Origin of the sequence: Rhodopseudomonas boonkerdii (assembly GCF_021184025.1) — a bacterium.
Classification (GTDB): Bacteria; Pseudomonadota; Alphaproteobacteria; order Rhizobiales; family Xanthobacteraceae; genus Tardiphaga; species Tardiphaga boonkerdii.
The window spans coordinates 873,334-891,155 of sequence record NZ_CP036537.1 but is presented as its reverse complement, the minus strand read 5'-3'; the positions used below and the strand labels follow the sequence as shown (position 1 = coordinate 891,155).

Annotated in this window: 12 protein-coding genes; 9 read left to right on the top strand and 3 right to left on the bottom strand. The window is 59.4% G+C overall.

The genetic code is table 11. From position 1 onward, the window contains the following. Window positions 1–161 precede the first annotated feature (161 nt). From E0H22_RS04155 to E0H22_RS04145, 3 genes are all read left to right on the top strand, one after another. A complete protein-coding gene (locus tag E0H22_RS04155) occupies window positions 162–1,388 on the top strand; it encodes a TolC family protein (protein WP_223806706.1) in 1,227 nt (408 codons plus the stop codon). Between the two features lie 44 nt (window positions 1,389–1,432). Beyond that, on the top strand, window positions 1,433–4,615 hold the full coding sequence (locus E0H22_RS04150; protein WP_230646591.1) for an efflux RND transporter permease subunit: 3,183 nt from the start codon (window positions 1,433–1,435) through the stop codon (window positions 4,613–4,615). A gap of 598 nt (window positions 4,616–5,213) precedes the next feature. After that, window positions 5,214–5,909 (top strand): VIT1/CCC1 transporter family protein, encoded by a 696-nt coding sequence (locus E0H22_RS04145; protein WP_006022566.1) that lies wholly within the window; start codon window positions 5,214–5,216, stop codon window positions 5,907–5,909. Between the two features lie 548 nt (window positions 5,910–6,457). Here the strand turns inward: E0H22_RS04145 and E0H22_RS26020 are convergent. Continuing rightward, entirely contained in the window at window positions 6,458–6,703 is a 246-nt protein-coding gene (locus E0H22_RS26020) for a PilZ domain-containing protein (RefSeq protein WP_080655009.1), read from the bottom strand. 145 nt (window positions 6,704–6,848) lie between these two features. Further along, window positions 6,849–7,325 carry a hypothetical protein gene (locus E0H22_RS04140; protein WP_124810153.1) on the bottom strand — a complete coding sequence of 159 codons (477 nt, stop codon included), beginning with the start codon at window positions 7,323–7,325 and terminating at the stop codon, window positions 6,849–6,851. A 969-nt stretch (window positions 7,326–8,294) separates the two neighbouring features. Here E0H22_RS04140 and mgtA point away from each other — a divergent pair. From mgtA to E0H22_RS04110, 6 genes are all read left to right on the top strand, one after another. After that, complete coding sequence (mgtA, locus tag E0H22_RS04135; RefSeq protein ID WP_151612203.1) at window positions 8,295–11,009, top strand: magnesium-translocating P-type ATPase; 2,715 nt, start codon at window positions 8,295–8,297, stop codon at window positions 11,007–11,009. Window positions 11,010–11,571: 562 nt separating this feature from the next. Then, a complete protein-coding gene (locus E0H22_RS04130; RefSeq protein ID WP_233024414.1) occupies window positions 11,572–13,707 on the top strand; it encodes a carbohydrate porin in 2,136 nt (711 codons plus the stop codon). A gap of 82 nt (window positions 13,708–13,789) precedes the next feature. Next, a complete protein-coding gene (locus tag E0H22_RS04125; RefSeq protein ID WP_151612112.1) occupies window positions 13,790–14,488 on the top strand; it encodes an MgtC/SapB family protein in 699 nt (232 codons plus the stop codon). 87 nt (window positions 14,489–14,575) lie between these two features. Beyond that, a complete protein-coding gene (locus tag E0H22_RS04120; RefSeq protein ID WP_151612110.1) occupies window positions 14,576–15,640 on the top strand; it encodes a sensor histidine kinase in 1,065 nt (354 codons plus the stop codon). After that, the gene (locus E0H22_RS04115; protein WP_151612108.1) at window positions 15,640–16,272 is read left to right on the top strand and encodes a response regulator transcription factor; all 633 of its coding nucleotides are present in this window, start codon (window positions 15,640–15,642) and stop codon (window positions 16,270–16,272) included. Before E0H22_RS04120 ends, E0H22_RS04115 begins: the two co-directional genes overlap by 1 nt. Before the next feature lie 418 nt (window positions 16,273–16,690). After that, window positions 16,691–17,650, top strand: coding sequence for a LysR family transcriptional regulator (locus tag E0H22_RS04110; protein ID WP_080890913.1), 960 nt, complete (start codon window positions 16,691–16,693; stop codon window positions 17,648–17,650). Here the strand turns inward: E0H22_RS04110 and E0H22_RS04105 are convergent. After that, window positions 17,583–17,822, bottom strand: coding sequence for a DUF2274 domain-containing protein (locus E0H22_RS04105; RefSeq protein WP_024584635.1), 240 nt, complete (start codon window positions 17,820–17,822; stop codon window positions 17,583–17,585). The two genes, E0H22_RS04110 and E0H22_RS04105, sit on opposite strands and share 68 nt — an antisense overlap.

The window sequence follows — 17,822 nt, the reverse complement described above, 5'->3', positions numbered from 1 at the left end:
GTCTCCTGATTGCTGCAGTCCGATACTGGATCAACCTGCATTTACGCTGACAGCTTGTGTTCAGACTAGCGTGGCAATCAGGCGTCTAGAAGTCAGTGTTGAGACTCGTGCCAATGTTAAAATTGCTCCTGATAATCGTTCGCATATCAACAATTATCTTGGTGACCCCAGCCTTCGCTCAGCAGGCCGCCGTGCTGTCGATTGATGCACTTGCCAATTCCGTCGTGGCAAGTAACCCCGAACGACGCTTTTATTTCCAGCAGATCGGGCTTGCAGGTGTTGAGCGCGACGCGGCTGATCGCCTGCCGGACCCTGAAGCTGCATTCGAGTTAGGCGAACGCCGGATGGCCGACGGCCTGACAGGTGCACCGAAAGGCGCCGGGCCGACATATGGCTTGTCGATTATGCAGCCGCTCGACTTTGCCGGACGCGGGGCGCTCCGTCGCGCCATCGCCGAGCATCAGATCGCGCTGGCGCGGCTCGGTCTTGCGCAATTCGACGCAACGCTCGCAAGCCGGGCACGCTCTTTGGGATATGCCTTGTTCGCGGCCGAGCGGAAAGCCGCCGCGGCACGCGACGTTGCCGCGCGGATGCGCGAGCTTGCACGCGTTGTGGAGCAGCGGGATCCGGCGGGCATCGCCACCACGCTGGACACGGCCATTCTGGATGCGGGTGCCATCACGGCGGAGCGAAATGCCGCGATGGCTGATTCCGAGACCAGCACGATCGTCTACGAACTGAATCAACTTCGCGGCGCGCCGCTCAAAGCGCGGCTCCGCATTGCTCCGCCCGATATCACGCTGCCCGGCCTTCCGTCGGTCGAGCGCATGGCGCAACAAGCTGGCATCAACAATTTCGAGATTCAGTCGCTGCGCGCGCAATTGCAGCAGCAAGGGTTGCGCGTTGACCTCGCACAAGCAGCGCGTGTGCCGAACGTCTCAGTCGGTCCCTACTTCAATCGCGCGAAGTCAGACAGCCGCGAGACCAATTTCGGCATACGGCTGACGACGACGTTGCCGCTTTGGAATAGCCAGGCTGCTGGCCTCGCACAGGAGTTGAGCCGTCAATCCCAGGGCGATGCGGCCCTGCTCGCCGCCAACCGACGGATCGCGAGGCAGGTTTACGAACAGGCAGCCTACTACGAGGCGAAGCGTCGAGCCCTTGCGGGCTGGCCAGCCGGGGCCACCGAGAAATTTGCGGCCGCAGCTACCGCCGCCGCCGATAGTTATCGCCAGGGAGCGATCCCGATCGCAACTTACGTCGAGATGCAGCGCCAGTATCTGGACGCGCTGTCGGCTCTGCTCGACACGCGACGTGAGGCTATGGAAGCGATGCTTCAACTTCGGGCGCTCAATGGCGGCCGCAGCTTCGACGGCGTGTCCCGATGACGCGGCGGATTCTGGAATGGACAACCGGTCGACCAGCCACGGTGATGATCATCGCTTTGCTGATCGCTGGTCTTGGAATCTGGTCTTTCGTGAATCTGCAAATCGATGTCATTCCCGACATCACAGGCGTGCAGGTGCAGATCAACACGACTGTTCCTGCCCTGGCGCCAGAGGAAATCGAGCGTCTTGTGACGCTGCCCATCGAGCGCAGCATGGGTGGTCAGCCGGGCCTGCGGGAAATGCGATCGCTCACCAAGACCGGACTGTCACAGGTCACGCTCATCTATCAGGACGGCACGGACCAGCTTCGCGCACGCCAATTCGTCAACGAGCGGCTTTCCGCAGTGCGCGACATGCTGCCAGCCGGATCATCGCCGCGCCTCGCTCCGATCACCACCGGGCTTGGCGAAATCTGGTACTACACACTCGAATGGGCGCAACCGCCGTCCGATTTGGACGAGCGGCAACAACTGATGGAGTTGTTCGAGGCTCAGGAATATATCGTGCGCCCGATGCTGCGCGCGATCGAGGGGGTCGCCGACGTCAATTCCAACGGCGGCCTCGAACGTCAGTTTGTCATCGAGCCTGATCTGAAGAAGCTCACGACAGCGGGCATCACGCCGAGCGAGCTTGCCCAGGCTGTTGGCGCCAACGTCGCCAATGCCGGCGGCGGGACCATCACCAAGAACGGCCAACGCTTCACCGTCCGAACCGAAGCGCGTGTCACGACGGCGGAGATGATCCGCGCATTACCCGTGAAATTCGCAGGTGGCGTGCGGCCGCTGACTGTAGCGGATCTGGCGACCGTGACCATCGGCCATGCTCCACGCGATGGCGCCGCGACCACCAACGGCAAGGAAACCGTGCTCGGCACAGTGATGATGCTGGTCGGGCAGAACAGCCGGGACGTTGCCCGGCGCGTCGATGCGCAATTGCCGAACCTGCGCGCCGCGCTGCCCAAAGGCATGATCCTTCAGGTTCAGTACGATCGTTCAGAATTGGTGGATCGCACCATCGCGACGGTCGAGCGCAACCTTGGCGAGGGAGCGTTGCTGGTCGCCGTCGTATTGCTGATCGTGGTCGGCAACTGGCGCGCGGCATTTATCGTCGCGTCGGTCATCCCGCTGGCCTTTCTCATGATGATCTCGGGCATGCATGCGCTCGGTATATCGGGCAATCTGATGAGCCTCGGCGCGCTCGACTTCGGCCTGGTCGTAGATGGCGCGATCGTCGTCGTGGAAAACACATTGCGTCTGATGGGCGAGGCACAGCGCCTCAAGGGGCGCGAGCTGACGGCCGATGAACGCCGTCGCATCGTCATCAACGCTGCGGGGGGCGTGGCGCGGCCCGTGTTCTTCGGCATGGCCATCATCGCGCTGGTTTATGTGCCGGTACTCAGCCTGGGCGGCGTCGAGGGGAAGCTGTTTCAGCCGATGGCGCAAGCCGTGATGCTGGCGCTGGCAGCGGCGCTGATCGTTACCTTTACGCTAGTGCCGGCGCTGTGCGCCCGGCTGCTACGAGGCGAGAAGGTGCGTCAGCCGAGCGTCAGTGAAAAGGAAGATTCTCTCCCGGAGATAACCGCCGACAACCACATCACGCATAACGGTGGCTTCGCCGGCCTCGTGATCCGGGGCTACCGTCCCGTCCTGGACTTCGCCCTCCGTCATCCCGCTGCCCTTCTCGTTCCATCGGCAGTCCTGTTGGCCGTGGCATTGAGGATATTCCTGACCCTTGGCTCGCAGTTTACGCCACGCCTCGATGAGGGCTCCATCACGGCGATGGTCTACAAGCCCGTGGGGATGTCGCTCGACCGTAGCCTTGAGATCGAGCAGCAAACCGAGCGTGAAATTTTGCGTCGCTTTCCGCAAGTGACCCGAACCTTCTCCCGCATCGGCACCAGCGCGGTTGCGACCGACCCGATGCCGCCGAATGAGAACGACCTCTACATCTTCTACAAGCCGCTCGACCAATGGCCGCAAGGTCCGGACATGCCGCGCAACAAGAGCGAGCTGGTTGCGGCGATCGAAAAGGCTGCCACTGCGCTGGCGCCGGAGCAGTCATTCCTTTTCGCGCAGCCTATCGAGATGCGCTTCAACGAAATGTTGGAGGGCACGCGGGCGGATCTGTCGGTCAAGATATTCGGAGACGACTACGACGTGCTTGAGCGGCTCGCCGCGCAGGCGCGAGAGGAATTGCAAGGCGTGCCCGGCACCGCCAATGCCGCATTCGAAGCGGCCAGCCGCACCCACAGTGTGGTGGTCGAGATCAATCACGACGCGATGGTGCGGTTGGGGCTGGGAACCGCCGAGGTCAACCGTGCCATTGCGTCAGCGATCGGTGGGGACGAGGTCGGCTTCATCGCGGACGGAGAGCATCGACACGCGATCGTCGTTCGTATGCCCGAGTCCTTACGCGCGGACACAAAATCGATCCTCTCCCTTCCATTGCGCGTCGGCGCGTCCGGCCTTGTGCCGCTGGACCGCGTTGCAAGTCTGCGCGAGATGAGAACGGTCGAACCGATCCTGCACGACAATGGTAAGCGCCGCGCCGCCTTGATGGTCAATCTCAACACCAGCGACATCGAAGGTTATGTGACCGCAGCGCGTGCACGCCTCGACGGCAAGCTTGCGCTGCCTGAATCCTATCGCATCGAGTTCGGAGGCCAGTTCCGTCAGCTAGAAGCGGCCCGAGCCCGTCTGATGATCGTCGTGCCGGCGGCGCTGCTGATGATCTTCTTGCTCGTTTATTCGGCGTTGGGGAGCGTCCGTCATGCCGCCGTCGTCTATACCGGTATTCCGTTTGCGATCACCGGTGGCGTGCTGGCACTCTGGCTACGTGACATGCCATTCTCGATCACCGCCGCGATCGGCTTTATCGCGGTCTCCGGCATCGCGATGCTGAATGGTCTCGTTCTGATCGATCATATCAATGCGTTGCGGCGGAAGCTGCCTGTTATCGAGGCAGTCCGGCAAGCCGCCACGGATCGGCTCCGTCCGGTATTGTCGACCGCCATGGTCGCGGGAATCGGCTTCGTACCGATGGCGATTTCACAGGGCGCGGGAGCGGAGGTGCAACGACCGCTCGCCACTGTCGTCATCGGCGGCGTCCTGTCGTCCACCGTTCTGACGCTGCTGCTGTTGCCGGCGATCTACCGATGGATGGAGCGCCGCTCCGCAGCCGTCGTCGAACGAGAGAAACAGCCGTTGGAAGTGGAGGTTTCAGCATGAAAAGATCGAATCGGCTCCGTGACGTGGCAATCTTAGCCGCTATGACGTCACTTTTCTTTGTCTCGCCGGCCCTCTCGCTCGCAAGTTCTCCTGTCCATGACAATCAACCCAGTCCTTTCTACGTGCAAAACCTGCCGGCGGAAGTGCGGGCAGGCCTTCAAAAATACAGGAAGGTATGTGGCGATGAATTGACAACAACGCGTGGCTTCAGCCGCTTCATTGACGTTGGGAACGTTCGTCTCATCGCTCTTCATCTTCATGAACTCAGATGTGGCGACCGCCTTACGTTTTGTAGCAGCGGAAAATGCCTCCATCAGGTCTACATGTCGCACCACGGACGATATCATCTGGTGATGAGTGTCAGGGCAAATGAAGTCACGTTGAGAGGCCTGGACAACACTCCGGCGATTGAAGTTGAATGCGGCTTTGGACTACAGCGTATGTGGCGATGGAACGGTAGGCGTTTCATCGGAAGATAGCATCATTGATCAGCCTGACCGGCCAAGTTTCCAGATCGATCTCGAAGGCAAGGCGCCTTTTCCTATGTGCTCAGCGCCGCGTTACAAAGCCTTAGAAATGTAATTCAGGACCATGTTCCATGCGAGCCCTTCATAAAGAGAACCATCTGATCGAACGAATAGGTTGGCTTCGCGCAGCGGTGCTAGGCGCCAATGACGGGCTGATTTCAACATCGAGTCTGATCGTCGGTGTTGCCGCCGCGACCGCCGCTTCCCACGAAATTCTGGTTGCTGGCGTAGCGGGGCTCGTCGCCGGAGCAATGTCGATGGCTGCAGGCGAATATGTGTCGGTCAGTTCCCAGGCCGATACGGAAGAAGCCGACATGGCGCGTGAGCGCCGCGAACTTGCCACGCAACCTGAAGCGGAGCTGGCCGAACTCGCCGCGATCTACGAGCAGCGTGGTGTAACGCCCGAACTGGCGCGACAGGTCGCCGAGCAGATGATGGCAAAGGACGCCTTCGGGGCCCATGCGCGGGATGAACTCGGACTGACCAGTCATGTGATGGCGAAGCCAGTTCAAGCGGCTTTCACTTCGGCGGTCACCTTCGCATCTGGCGCGACTTTGCCGCTGGCCGTCGCTCTCCTGTCGCCGGCCTGGACCGCCACCTGGACCGTCTCCATTGCCTGCCTCATCGGACTTGGCGTTCTCGGAGCGATCGGCGCTCGCGCTGGCGGCGCCAGCATATGGAAACCCACTCTTCGGGTCGTGTTTTGGGGAGCAGTCGCCATGGCCTCAACTGCGACCATTGGTGCCCTCATCGGTCGAGCCGTCTAGTTCGCGGAGCTCTCTATTTTTTAATCGATTTTGCACTCGATATTTGCATCGCTGCAGAATGGGATTTTCTGCGATGTATTCCAGCGGTACCCAATCACACATGCCGCGGACTTCAGGACTAGGAGAGAGCCACTGCGTACGCGGCCCAGATTTGGAAAGAGCTAGTCATTTCCTCATAGACCCGGGAGAAGCAAAATACCGGATACCTTGTACTTGGTCCGATATCAGCTCCGCGTTCGGTTCGGCGCACCCGTTTGGGTGGGGCTATTGGCGGCAGCCGGCGAACGCTGAAAGATGAGAGGATCACGATGCCCCAAAATAAATTAATCGCAGATTCAATCACATATGCGTTCGCACTTTTATCCAGTACGGCGCGCCATTCTCCTTGTGAGATTGGCTCTTTCCCCCACACATTGTCCTTGTTATTTCTGTAGCCTGCCGTCCGGCCATATCAGCCGTCACGCCTGCAGCGCCGTGCGCGCGGCCAGTATCTCGGGCCAGCGCCTTTACACTCGCCCTTGAAAGTGAAGGCGCGTTCTAGCTTTGTGTCAATCGAACGCCACGCCGATGCGCGTAGCGCTCCGCCAGACTATTCGACACTGTGAGCAAGCGCCGCCAGGTTCTATTTTCAGCTCGAAGGCATCCGGAATGTTCAGGGCAGCAGGAACTTCGAGGCAGGCGCCTGTGTCCGACAAGTTTCGGACGACGCAACTTATCACGGACGATCGCTGATTGAGAATGATCTTCCCCGTCAACAGCGTGCGGCGACGGCGAGTGGTGCGACGCTCCGTCATAACCAATACCAAACGACGCCGCAGGCGGTTGTCGCTGCCCCGCGTCTCGCCTCGACGGCCACCTTCGCGATTCCCGTATCGCGTGGCAGGTTATTGGCGAGTATTTTGAAGACGAGAGCCCCCGGCATAGCGCACTCGCAATACTTCAACGTAGAAACACCATCCGCGCGGTTTGGCCGAGCAGGACAAAGGCCAAAGATTCGTCCCAGTAGCTCAAGACTCCCAATCTGAATCGTTGGTGGTTCATGAGGGCCAAGGCACAGCTGATAGCCGCGCTCATAAACAGCATCATCGTAAGCGCTTTCCCGAATCCCCAGGGCAGCGGGCTTTGAGCACCGGCAAAGATCAGCACGATCAAAAGTTTGAGAGAAAGGCGACGGAGCACAAAGCGCGAGTCCGACGTCATTTTCGGCTCGGCTGCATAACGACGTCGTATCCGCGAAGAGGCAGTACGAAAGAGACACTGCGATAAACGCAATGTCGGTCGGGCAAAGGCATCCAAGCCCGTGCGGCGAAACCGAAACGCCGCTTTCAGAAAGGTTAAGGACAACGAATAAAGCAATCGCCGAAGACGAGGGCTTCGCGCGACGATGCGCTCGACAAGAACCATATCGATACCCACACTAGACCTCGGATCGAAATAAATCAGAGCGATCACATCGCTAGTGAAGTCGACGCGCCCGTGTCCGGTGAGTCTAAGCGGCTTGATATTGCGCAGGTAGTTATCGCCGAAGACCTTACAATATACGATGGTATATCCCGGATATTGTTTTGTATATCGGATCAACCCCGCAAGACACTGTCACTCAAGGAATGACGGTGATATCCAGCCAATGTCATCTAGCGGCTCCAACCCGCTGCCGACGCATGAGGATCAACGAGCAATGCCAAGCGACAGTAGTCGAGCAAGCGTGCCGCTCAGGTCGTTCTCGCGAGTCTGAATCATCAGTCTCGCCTGTGACGGCCGAGCGGCTCGTCACGGAGGTGAGACATGACTCTCCAATTTTTTACTCTGCCGGCTTCGCTCCGCGTTTCGCGGATCGCCTCGCCGAAACGCAATCCCGCATTCGCCGACCCGCGATGCGAGCGTGACCGTCCTTTCACGAAGTCTCCCCGCACGAACCGGACTCGACTGGTCGCGGCGTGGCGTGTCAATGGCGAGACCGGTCGGCTCGAATGCATCTGGATGCTTGACGCCGAACCAGACACGGGCGGCGGGTTGCGCCGATTGATCGAGCGCGCCGGACTCCTTCTTGCAGTTTACCAGCATGGTCGCTTTGCGGCGTGAGGCGTGTGATGCATTCCCTCACGCTGCATAAGGCCAGCACGGCGATGGTTCTGGTGTCCGCCGGCCTGGACGGGCTTCACCCCCGCCGGGGCGGCAATCCGTACTCGCGCAGAATCGCACGGTCGCGCGAAGGTGCGGACCCTCCCTGGTGAAGAGCGGCTGCGCTGCTCAAGCGCGGTCCGAATGCCGAGCGTCGTGAAGATGCATCGGTTTCATTATCCCCTCAGCCGACCAAGACCCCAAGCGCCGAAGACCGTGCCGAGAGGCGCATGGTCTCGGCGCTTGCGGCAGGAGATTCATCCAATGAATGCCCCCATCCTCAAGGCGGCTCTCAAGCCGCGCGGAAAAGACGAACGCAAGCTGTCGATGAAGGCGGTCCGTGAAGCCCAGAATGGGTTGGATGACACCTTCGAAAACGTCAAAGGCGACCGCAACGGCCTGATTGCCCGAGATGCGATCGAACGGCTGGCAAAAGACGGCCCCAATGAGGTTGCGCAAGAGCGACGCCTGCCAGCGGTTGTTCAGTTTTTTGGCGCTTTCAAGAATCCGTTCATTGCAGTGCTGCTGATCCTGGCTGGGATCAGCGCTGTAACGGACATCTGGCTTCGGCTTCAACATGGCGAGGATGCGGATCCGACAAAAGTCACCATCATCATCGTGATGGTGCTTGCCAGCGCCTTGATGCGCTTCGTTCAGGAGTACCGATCGAGCGCTGCGGCCGAAGCTCTGAAGGCGATGGTCCGCACGACGGCGACGGTTCTTCGTCGAGGATCGGCAACGTCAAATCCCGAAGCATTCGAAATCCCGATGCGAGAGATCGTCGCCGGCGACATCGTGCGTCTTTCAGCAGGGGATATGATCCCGGCAGACGTGAGGCTGATCGAATCCCGCGATCTGTTTGTGAGCCAGGCAGTGCTCACCGGTGAGGCCATCCCTGTTGAGAAGTATGACACGCTCGGGTCTGTCGCCGAGAAGTCCGCGGCGAGCGTAGCGTCCAGCGAAATGAACGCGCTCGACATGCCCAACGTCTGCTTCATGGGCACCAACGTCGTGAGCGGCACGGCGACCGCGCTTGTCGTTGCCACGGGTGCTCGCACCTATTTCGGATCGTTAGCCAAGGCGATCGTCGGATCGCGCGCTCAAACGGCGTTCGATCGCGGCATCAACAGTGTGAGCTGGCTGCTCATCCGCTTCATGCTCGTCATGGTTCCTGTCGTCTTTGTCATCAACGGCCTGACCAAAGGCGACTGGGTGGAAGCGCTGTTGTTCGGCCTTGCCGTCGCCGTCGGACTTACCCCCGAAATGCTGCCGATGATCGTTTCGTCGAATCTCGCCAAGGGCGCCGTTGCAATGGCCCGGCGCAAGGTCGTCGTGAAGCGGCTCAACGCCATTCAGAACTTCGGCGCGATGGATGTTCTCTGCACGGACAAGACCGGCACGCTTACCCAGGACAAGATCATTCTGGAGCACCACGTCGACGTTACCGGGCAACCAAACGCCGACGTTCTCCGGTTGGGCTGGTTGAACAGCTATCACCAGAGCGGCGTGAAGAACTTGATGGACCAGGCCGTCGTGCGATTTGCCGGCGCGGAGCCAGCCATCACGAACGCAGCCGCGAGCTACCGGAAAGTCGACGAGTTGCCCTTCGACTTCGTGCGTCGCCGGCTCTCGGTGGTCGTCGAGGGCGAAGCGGGAGATCATCTGCTCATCTGCAAGGGCGCAGTGGAGGAGATGCTGTCAATCTCCACGCGCGTCAGGAGTGGCGAAGGCGTAATCCGCCTCGGCGACGCGGAGCGCAAAAGCCTGGCCGCGCTGGCACGCGCCTACAACGAAGACGGGTTCCGTGTGCTGGTCGTCGCCACCCGTGAGTTCGCGGCGTCCGACACCAATACGCATTATGCCATCGAGGACGAAACCGATCTCACGATTCAGGGGTTCCTGACTTTCCTCGACCCGCCGAAGGAGACGGCTGGACCAGCGATCGCGGCGCTCGCCGAACACGGCGTCAGGGTCAAGGTTCTTACCGGCGACAATGCGGTTGTCAGCAGCAAGATCTGCCGTGAAGTGGGACTTGAACCGGGCCAGCCGGTGCTCGGTCGCGATATTGAAAAACTGGACGACGCCGCACTCCGGACCTTGGTCGAGGAGCGGACGATCTTCGCGAAGCTGACGCCGCTTCAGAAGTCACGCGTGCTACAGGCACTCCAGGCCAACGGGCACACCGTCGGCTTCCTCGGCGACGGCATCAATGACGCTCCGGCGCTGCGCGATGCCGATGTTGGCATTTCCGTCGACAGCGGCGCTGATATCGCGAAGGAGTCGGCCGATATTATCCTGCTCGAGAAGAGCTTGATGGTTCTTGAGGAGGGTGTGCTGAAGGGGCGCGAAACCTTCGGCAACATCATGAAATACCTCAATATGACCGCCAGCTCCAACTTCGGAAATGTGTTTTCGGTGCTGGTGGCGAGCGCATTCATTCCGTTCCTGCCGATGCTGTCGATCCATTTGCTCGTGCAAAACCTGATGTACGACATTTCCCAATTGGCGCTGCCTTGGGATCACATGGACAAGGAATTCCTCAGCAGGCCGCGGAAGTGGGATGCCAAGAATATCGGTCGCTTCATGATCTGGATCGGACCGACGTCCTCGATCTTCGACATCACGACGTTCGCTCTGATGTGGTTCGTCTTTGCCGCCAATGCTCCAGAGCATCAGTCGCTCTTTCAGTCGGGCTGGTTCATCGAGGGCCTTCTTTCTCAGACACTCGTGGTCCACATGCTGCGTACCCAGAAGATTCCATTCGTCAACAGTACAGCGGCTTTGCCAGTGCTGCTGATGTCGAGCGTCATCTGTGTGCTGGGGATTTATTTGCCTTTCTCTCCGCTGGGCGCGGCCATCGGATTGCAGCCACTGCCTATCGCTTACTTCCCGTGGCTGGCTGGCACGCTGCTCTGCTACTGCCTCGTCGCTCAACTGATGAAGACCGTCTACATCCGCCGGTTCGGACAATGGCTCTGACGGCGACGCATGAGAGATCATGATCATGTCCACATCGTTGATCCTCAGATTTGCGCCGCCGCAGGCTGGAGACCGCCCGAGACGAGGGCCGCCACCGAAGCAGCCGAGGCGACAGGCGCCGCGTCCGCCCCACAATCGGGAGCCCCGCGATGTCCTGTCCTCGCTTCGGAACCGGTTGAACAGACGTTTGTGCTGGGCTTTGGCGGTTTCGGCGACGCTCCTGACGCGTGTGGCCGTCCACCTTGCTCGTCGCCGCCTACTGGACGGTTCCAAGCTCAGATTCCTACTACGCGGCGGCGCGCGGTTGAACAGAGCGGCGATATCGCGAATGCGGCATTGCCGCTGGTGAGCCACACAAGCGCAAAACGATTGCTTGCATGGAAACAAAGCACGAGGCCCGGGCCCGAACCGGGTTTCGATCAGCAAGGAGCTTCAAATGGACGACCCGTCTAGTCGCGGCGCGACCAATAACTCGCGCCATTTGAATTCACGACAAAACTAGCAGGGCGGCTCGGAGTTATTGGCGACGGGCGCTCTCGTAACCCGACGCCAGGAGTGCCCCATGAACTATTTTGCCGCCCCAGGATTCTTCAATACCGCGAGCGCTGCCGGATTGAGGGTTTTCAGGAATCGCCGAGTCCTTTTTTGCCGATTTATGGCGATCGCCTTCTATTTGCTGGCACTCGGCATCGTGGCAATTCTTCAGATCGCCAAGGCGCATGCGCAAGAGCTTCAAACGACTGCCGACCGCCCAGATGCTCAACCCATTCCGGCGACGCCCACGAAGTTGCCGGAAGCTTCACGTGAGAGCAGCGCGAAAACGAACAAGGTCGATTGGTCGGGCATCTATTTTGGTGGTCACACCGGTTTCGGGACCGGCGATCTTGGTCCAGGGACGAACGCGATCTTGAATCAGTCAGTTGGCCTGCCGCCGACGGTGACGGGGATGATCGGCGGCCTTCAGGGGGGCTACAACTTTCAGCCAGGTGATGGCTGGGTACTTGGCACAGAAGCCGACATCACATTCGTGAGTCCGCCCGACGAGACGCGTCGGACTGCTGCTCCCTTCAATACGACCCTGGACGCGATGGGGACAGTGCGCGCCAGGATCGGCTATGCGTTCGGCCCATTCCTCCCCTATGCAACGGGCGGGTTTGCTTGGGCACGAACGAAGGTCGACATCAATGGAGATGACGGCGCCGTTTTGTCGAAGCTGAGGCGCTGGCACGCTGGGTGGACGGCGGGCGTAGGTATCGAAATGGCCTTGGGAGGACCGTGGACCGCACGCGCTGAGTACGACTACCTCGATTTGGCTTCTTCGATCTATCGACTCGATGGAACTGGACTGCGCGACGTTTCGGTCCACCCTCAAGTCCAAAGGATCACATTTGGTCTGAACTACCGACTGGGTGATGGGGTCTCGGCACTCGCGAAACCATCGGCGACTGGCGAAGCATCGCCGGACTGGAATGTTCATGGCCAGACAACATTCATTGCCCAGGGCTATCCTGCAATTCGATCTCCTTACGCGTCCGCCAACAGTCTCCCCGGCGGCGGGCAACTGCGCGAGACATGGACCGCGGATGCTTTTCTCGGCGTGCGGCTTTGGGAGGGTGGTGAGTTCTACTTCAATCCCGAACTGGCCCAGGGCTTCGGACTGAACGGAACGCTCGGACTCGCAGGTTTTCCAAATGGAGAAGCGCAAAAAGGCGGGACAGAATTTCCAAAATTCCGCGCTCAGCGCTACTATGTTCGGCAGACATTTGGTCTCGGCGGCGAGCAGGAGGATGTCGCGGACGGCCCTCTGCAACTGGCGGGACGACGCGATATCAATCGCATCACCGTCACGGTTGGCCGTTTCGCAGTTGGAGACTTCTTCGACGCCAATGCCTATGCCAAGGATCCGCGCGCCGATTTCATGAATTGGGCGATCTGGTCATCGGGGGCCTATGATTTTCCCGCCGACCTGCCGGGCTTCACGCGCGGCGCGGTGATCGAGCTTAATCAGAAGAATTGGGCCGTGCGAGCGGGCGCCTTCCAGGTGCCGGAGCAGCCAAACAGCGACGTCCTGGTCTTCAAGGGCGGCGGTGGCGGCGTCGTCGAGTTCGAGGAACGGCACAGCCTGTTCGGGCAGCCCGGTAAGGTTCGCATTGGCACTTTCGTCAACCGCGGCCGCACCGGCGCGTATCGCGATGCCATCGACATCGCCCAGGCAAGTCCGCAAACGGATATCAACGATGCGATGACGGCCCTGCGCCGCAATCAGAATAAATATGGCTTTTACGGGAACATCGAACAGGCTTTGACGGCTGACCTCGGGCTTTTCGCCCGTGCAAGCTGGAACGACGGTCGAACCGAAATTCTATCCTTCACGGATATCGACCGCAGCATTTCCGGCGGTTTCGCCCTGAAGGGCACCGCATGGGGACGGCCCTCGGACACCATTGGGCTCGGGGCTGCGGTCAACGGCCTGTCACGCGCACATCGTGATTTCCTCGCTGCGGGAGGCACGGGATTGCTGATCGGTGATGGGCGGCTGCGTTACGGTCACGAGTCGATCATCGAGGCATACTACGCCCTGCGGTTCAACGATTGGAGCGCCGTCACCTTCGACTATCAGTTTGTTGCAAACCCCGCCTACAACGCCGACCGCGGACCAGCTTCGATTCTGTCGCTTCGCGCACACGCCGAGTTCTGACAGCCGATGGAGCAGAAATTCCAACAATTGCAGGGACTTCCGTCGGTGGAGTGTAGCCGACGCTGCAAGATGGGACATTCATATGGATTGGCAAAGTCTTGGCCATACTGCGCTCACGCTCGGAGGCGCATTCCTTCTCGGCGGTTTGATCGGCTTCGAGCGGCAATGGCGCCAACGCCTGGCTGGGCTACGAACCAACACCCTCGTTGCACTCGGCGCCGCCATCTTCGTCCTCTTTGCAGGGCTATTCCCCGGAGAGTCGAGTCCGACGCGTGTTGCGGCCCAGATCGTTTCCGGCATCGGCTTCATGGGCGCAGGCATCATTTTCAAGGAGGGATTGAACGTGCGCGGGCTCAACACGGCGGCGACGCTGTGGTGTTCGGCCGCGATCGGCGCGCTATGCGGAGCTGGATTTTTCTTTCACGCGTTGATTGCGACGATGTTCGTCATCGCAGTCAATGGAGTTCTGCGTCCGCTCGTGCGCCTCATTGAGCGCCAGTCATTCGCTGGAGGCCAGTTGGAGAGCGCCTATGCTATCAGCATTATCTGTCATGGAGAGGCCGAGGCGCATGTTCGAGCGCTTCTTCTTCGTGATCTTGCCGGCGTTCTACACATTCGCGACCTCGAAAGCACCAATATCGAGGACACAAATCGAGTCCAGGTGAGCGCGACCGTGCGGGCCGACACTCGGCAGGATCGCGTTCTGGAACAGATTATCGGTCGTCTCAGCCTGGAGCCGCTGGTAACGTCCGCTCGATGGCGGTTAGAGCTAGGCGAATGATCGAGAATTAATAGATATCTAGCCACTGAGCGGAGTAGATTCGGGAAGAATACTGAAAGCGCGTAGGTTGATCGAGAGAGGCTAACAATGCTCAAGGTGGTCAATGACAGCCGTCCAAGATCGGCACTGACACTGATCGCGATGGGTGTTGCGATGGCAGGCATTTTCATCGCCGATACGGTTACGGATTATGCCATCGCTGCAGCCGTATTTTACACGGCAGTCATTCTCGTTGCTACACGCATCTTGTCTGGCGCGGCTGTGGTAGTTCTCGCTTGCATTTGCGTCGCGCTGACCTTGATCAGCTTCTTTCTGACCCCCTCCGGCGCATACGAAGTAGGCATCGTCAATACCGGGATTAGCATCGTTGCGATCGGGGTCACAACCTATCTCAGTTTGAGGATGGTCGCCGCAAAGGCAGAGGCGCTGGAGGCCCGCGACCGCCTCTTGCGTATTGCGCGGGTGACGACGCTGGGCCAACTGTCGGCGTCGATAGCGCATGAAGTAAACCAACCATTGGCTGCCGTTGTCGCCAGCGGTGGTGCGTGCGCCCGATGGCTGAGCCAGGAGCCGCCAAATCTCGAGAAGGCCCGTCGCGCGCTTGACCGCATCGTTAGTGACGCGAACCGGGCGAGTCAGGTCATAGCGCGGATCCGTGCCCTTTCGAAGGGCGAGGCTCCGCACAGACAGCCATTCGACCTAAGGGAAGCCGTTCGTGAAATCGTAACCTTGTCACGCAGCGAGATCGAGCGTAGCGGCATCGCCCTGCAGCTAGACATGTATGACGACCTACCTCGCGTTTTCGCTGACCGAGTGCAGATCCAGCAGGTCATAAGCAACCTTGTTCTTAATGCTACGGAGGCGATGGCGGCCGGCGCGTTGCCTGAGCGTCGCTTACGAATCACCGCCTCGCAGGCGGCGCCAGATACCGTTGTTCTTACGGTGGCCGATTCCGGTGCCGGCCTGACGCCAAGCGCGCGCGAACATCTTTTTGATGCCTTTTGGACGACAAAAGAAGGAGGCATGGGGCTCGGCCTGACCATCAGTCAGGCGATCGTCGAAGCAAATGGGGGCCAAATTTGTGCTGCTCCCAATCCGGTGGGCGGAGCCGCATTCGAGGTACGCCTACCGCGCTACACGGAGGTAGCCTGATGAAGAACGAACCGATCATAGAACCGCGGCCGCAACCCATCGTCTATGTCATAGATGACGATCGGTCTGTTCGAGCTGCGCTTGAAGATTTGCTCGCGTCGGTCGGGCTTCAAGTTCGCTCGCACAGCTCGGTCGCCGAATTCCTCGAAAGCACTATCTTGGATGTACCCGGCTGTCTGCTGCTTGACGTTAGAATGCCTGGACAAAGCGGCATCGATTTTCACCGACAAATGCCGGAATACGGCATTCATCTCCCGACAATTTTCATCACGGGACACGGGGACATCGCGATGGGCGTGAGCGCCATGAAGAATGGCGCCTTCGAATTCCTGACGAAGCCTTTTCGCGACCAAGATTTGCTGGATGCCATCCAACAGGCGATCGAGAAAGATCGACAAAGGCGAGAGAATGAAGCGCGCTCGCTGGACTTGAACGCCCGTTGGGAGACGCTAACGCCCGGCGAGCGAGACGTTTTCAAGCTCGTTGTAAAGGGTCTTCTTAATAAGCAGATTGCTGCCGAATTGAATGTTAGTGAGATTACGGTGAAGGTTCGCCGGAGCCATCTTATGCAAAAGTTGCAAGCCAAGACGGTTATTGACCTTGTTAGGATTTCAGACAATTTAAGCGTCTGAATCTCGATACCGGCTGAATGACATCTGCCAAATTCGTCGGCACCAAATCAGTGGGATATATCGGCGCCCGACCTATTCAGGGGCCGGTATATTTGATCGATACCTTCGTATATCGAGACTATATAAAATCATCCGTCCGCGCGCGCATGCGACCGTCTATTTGAGGCATGAATCAGGAGGTGCTGCCTTAGTTGCGGTTTGGACGCGGTGGTCGTGGTAGCTTGTGCATATAGATCGATGCATGCGATCAGGTTGCGAAGGTTGTCGATCGGTATCGCGCGTACGTTCTTGAACGGTCGACGCCCACTCAAGGAACATACAAAAGCGCTTCTGGCCGAATACATACAGAAGCAAATGCGACCTTGGGCTGTTACAACGTCAGACCTCATTTCAAATAGGCCGTGGTCGCGAGCGGCCCATGCTTGAACTCCGCCAGATTCGGTACTTCCTTGCTGCGGCCGAGCACGGTAGCTTTCGAAAGGCGGCGTCGGCCTTGGAGATACAGGAATCAGCGATCAGCCGTCGCATCCGCGATCTTGAAGACGAACTTGGTGCCTCGTTGTTTCAGAGGCACAACGGCGGCGTCTGCCTGACGTTGGCGGGGCAGCATTTCGTGCGTCGCGCACGTAAGGGTCTTCAGCAGATCGAGCACGGCGCTAGGGATGTGGCCGCCATAGGCCGCTCTGAGCGGGGGCATATCAAGGTTGGTATCTTTTCGTCGCTCGCGTCCGGATTCCTGTGCGAGTTACTGGGGGCCTATGGCAAGGAACATGCGAGTGTACGGGTCGAATTTTTTGACGGTGATCCTGCGGATCATGTTGCCTCGATCCGGCGACTTCAGCTCGATGTAGCTTTCATTACGGGAACCGCACAGTGGTCGGACTGCCAAACAGAACAGCTTTGGTCCGAGCGAGTATTCGCAGTGCTGCCCAGCGACCACCCTCTTTCCGAGAAACCGGTGCTTAGCTGGAGTGATCTTGCTGGCGAGAGATTTATTGTAAGTGACGGCGCCCCTGGATCGGAGATCCACGACTATTTGGTCCAGCGCCTCGCCGATCTTGGGCGACACCCGGAAATCCACACCCAATACGTGGGGAGAGACAATCTCCTATCGCTCGTTGCGATCGGGCGTGGCCTGACCGTCATGAGTGAGGCCGGAACGGCAGCCCAGTTTCCTGGAACTGTTTATCGGCAGCTTGTGGATGAGGTTCTACCATTTTGTGCGGTCTGGTCACCACGGAATGACAACCCCGCATGGCGCCGCCTCCTGAGTCTCGCACGTTCGATGTCACGGTCAGCAGCTGCGACAATCATCCAGGCGACCGCGGCGATCCTTTTGACCTCCTCGCCGCTACAAATCCCCGATCCGTGGCTATGAACCGCTCCAGCATCGGGATGATTAGGCGAACGGGGTCGGCCGGTGACTGCCCCGCTTCGCGGGCGAGAATCTCGGCATAGGCGACGAGATCGCGGTGAAGGCTCGCTGGCAGCTCCACCGAGACCTTCACCGGCTTGTCGTCGACGATCGGTCCCAATTTCAGCTTGGCCAT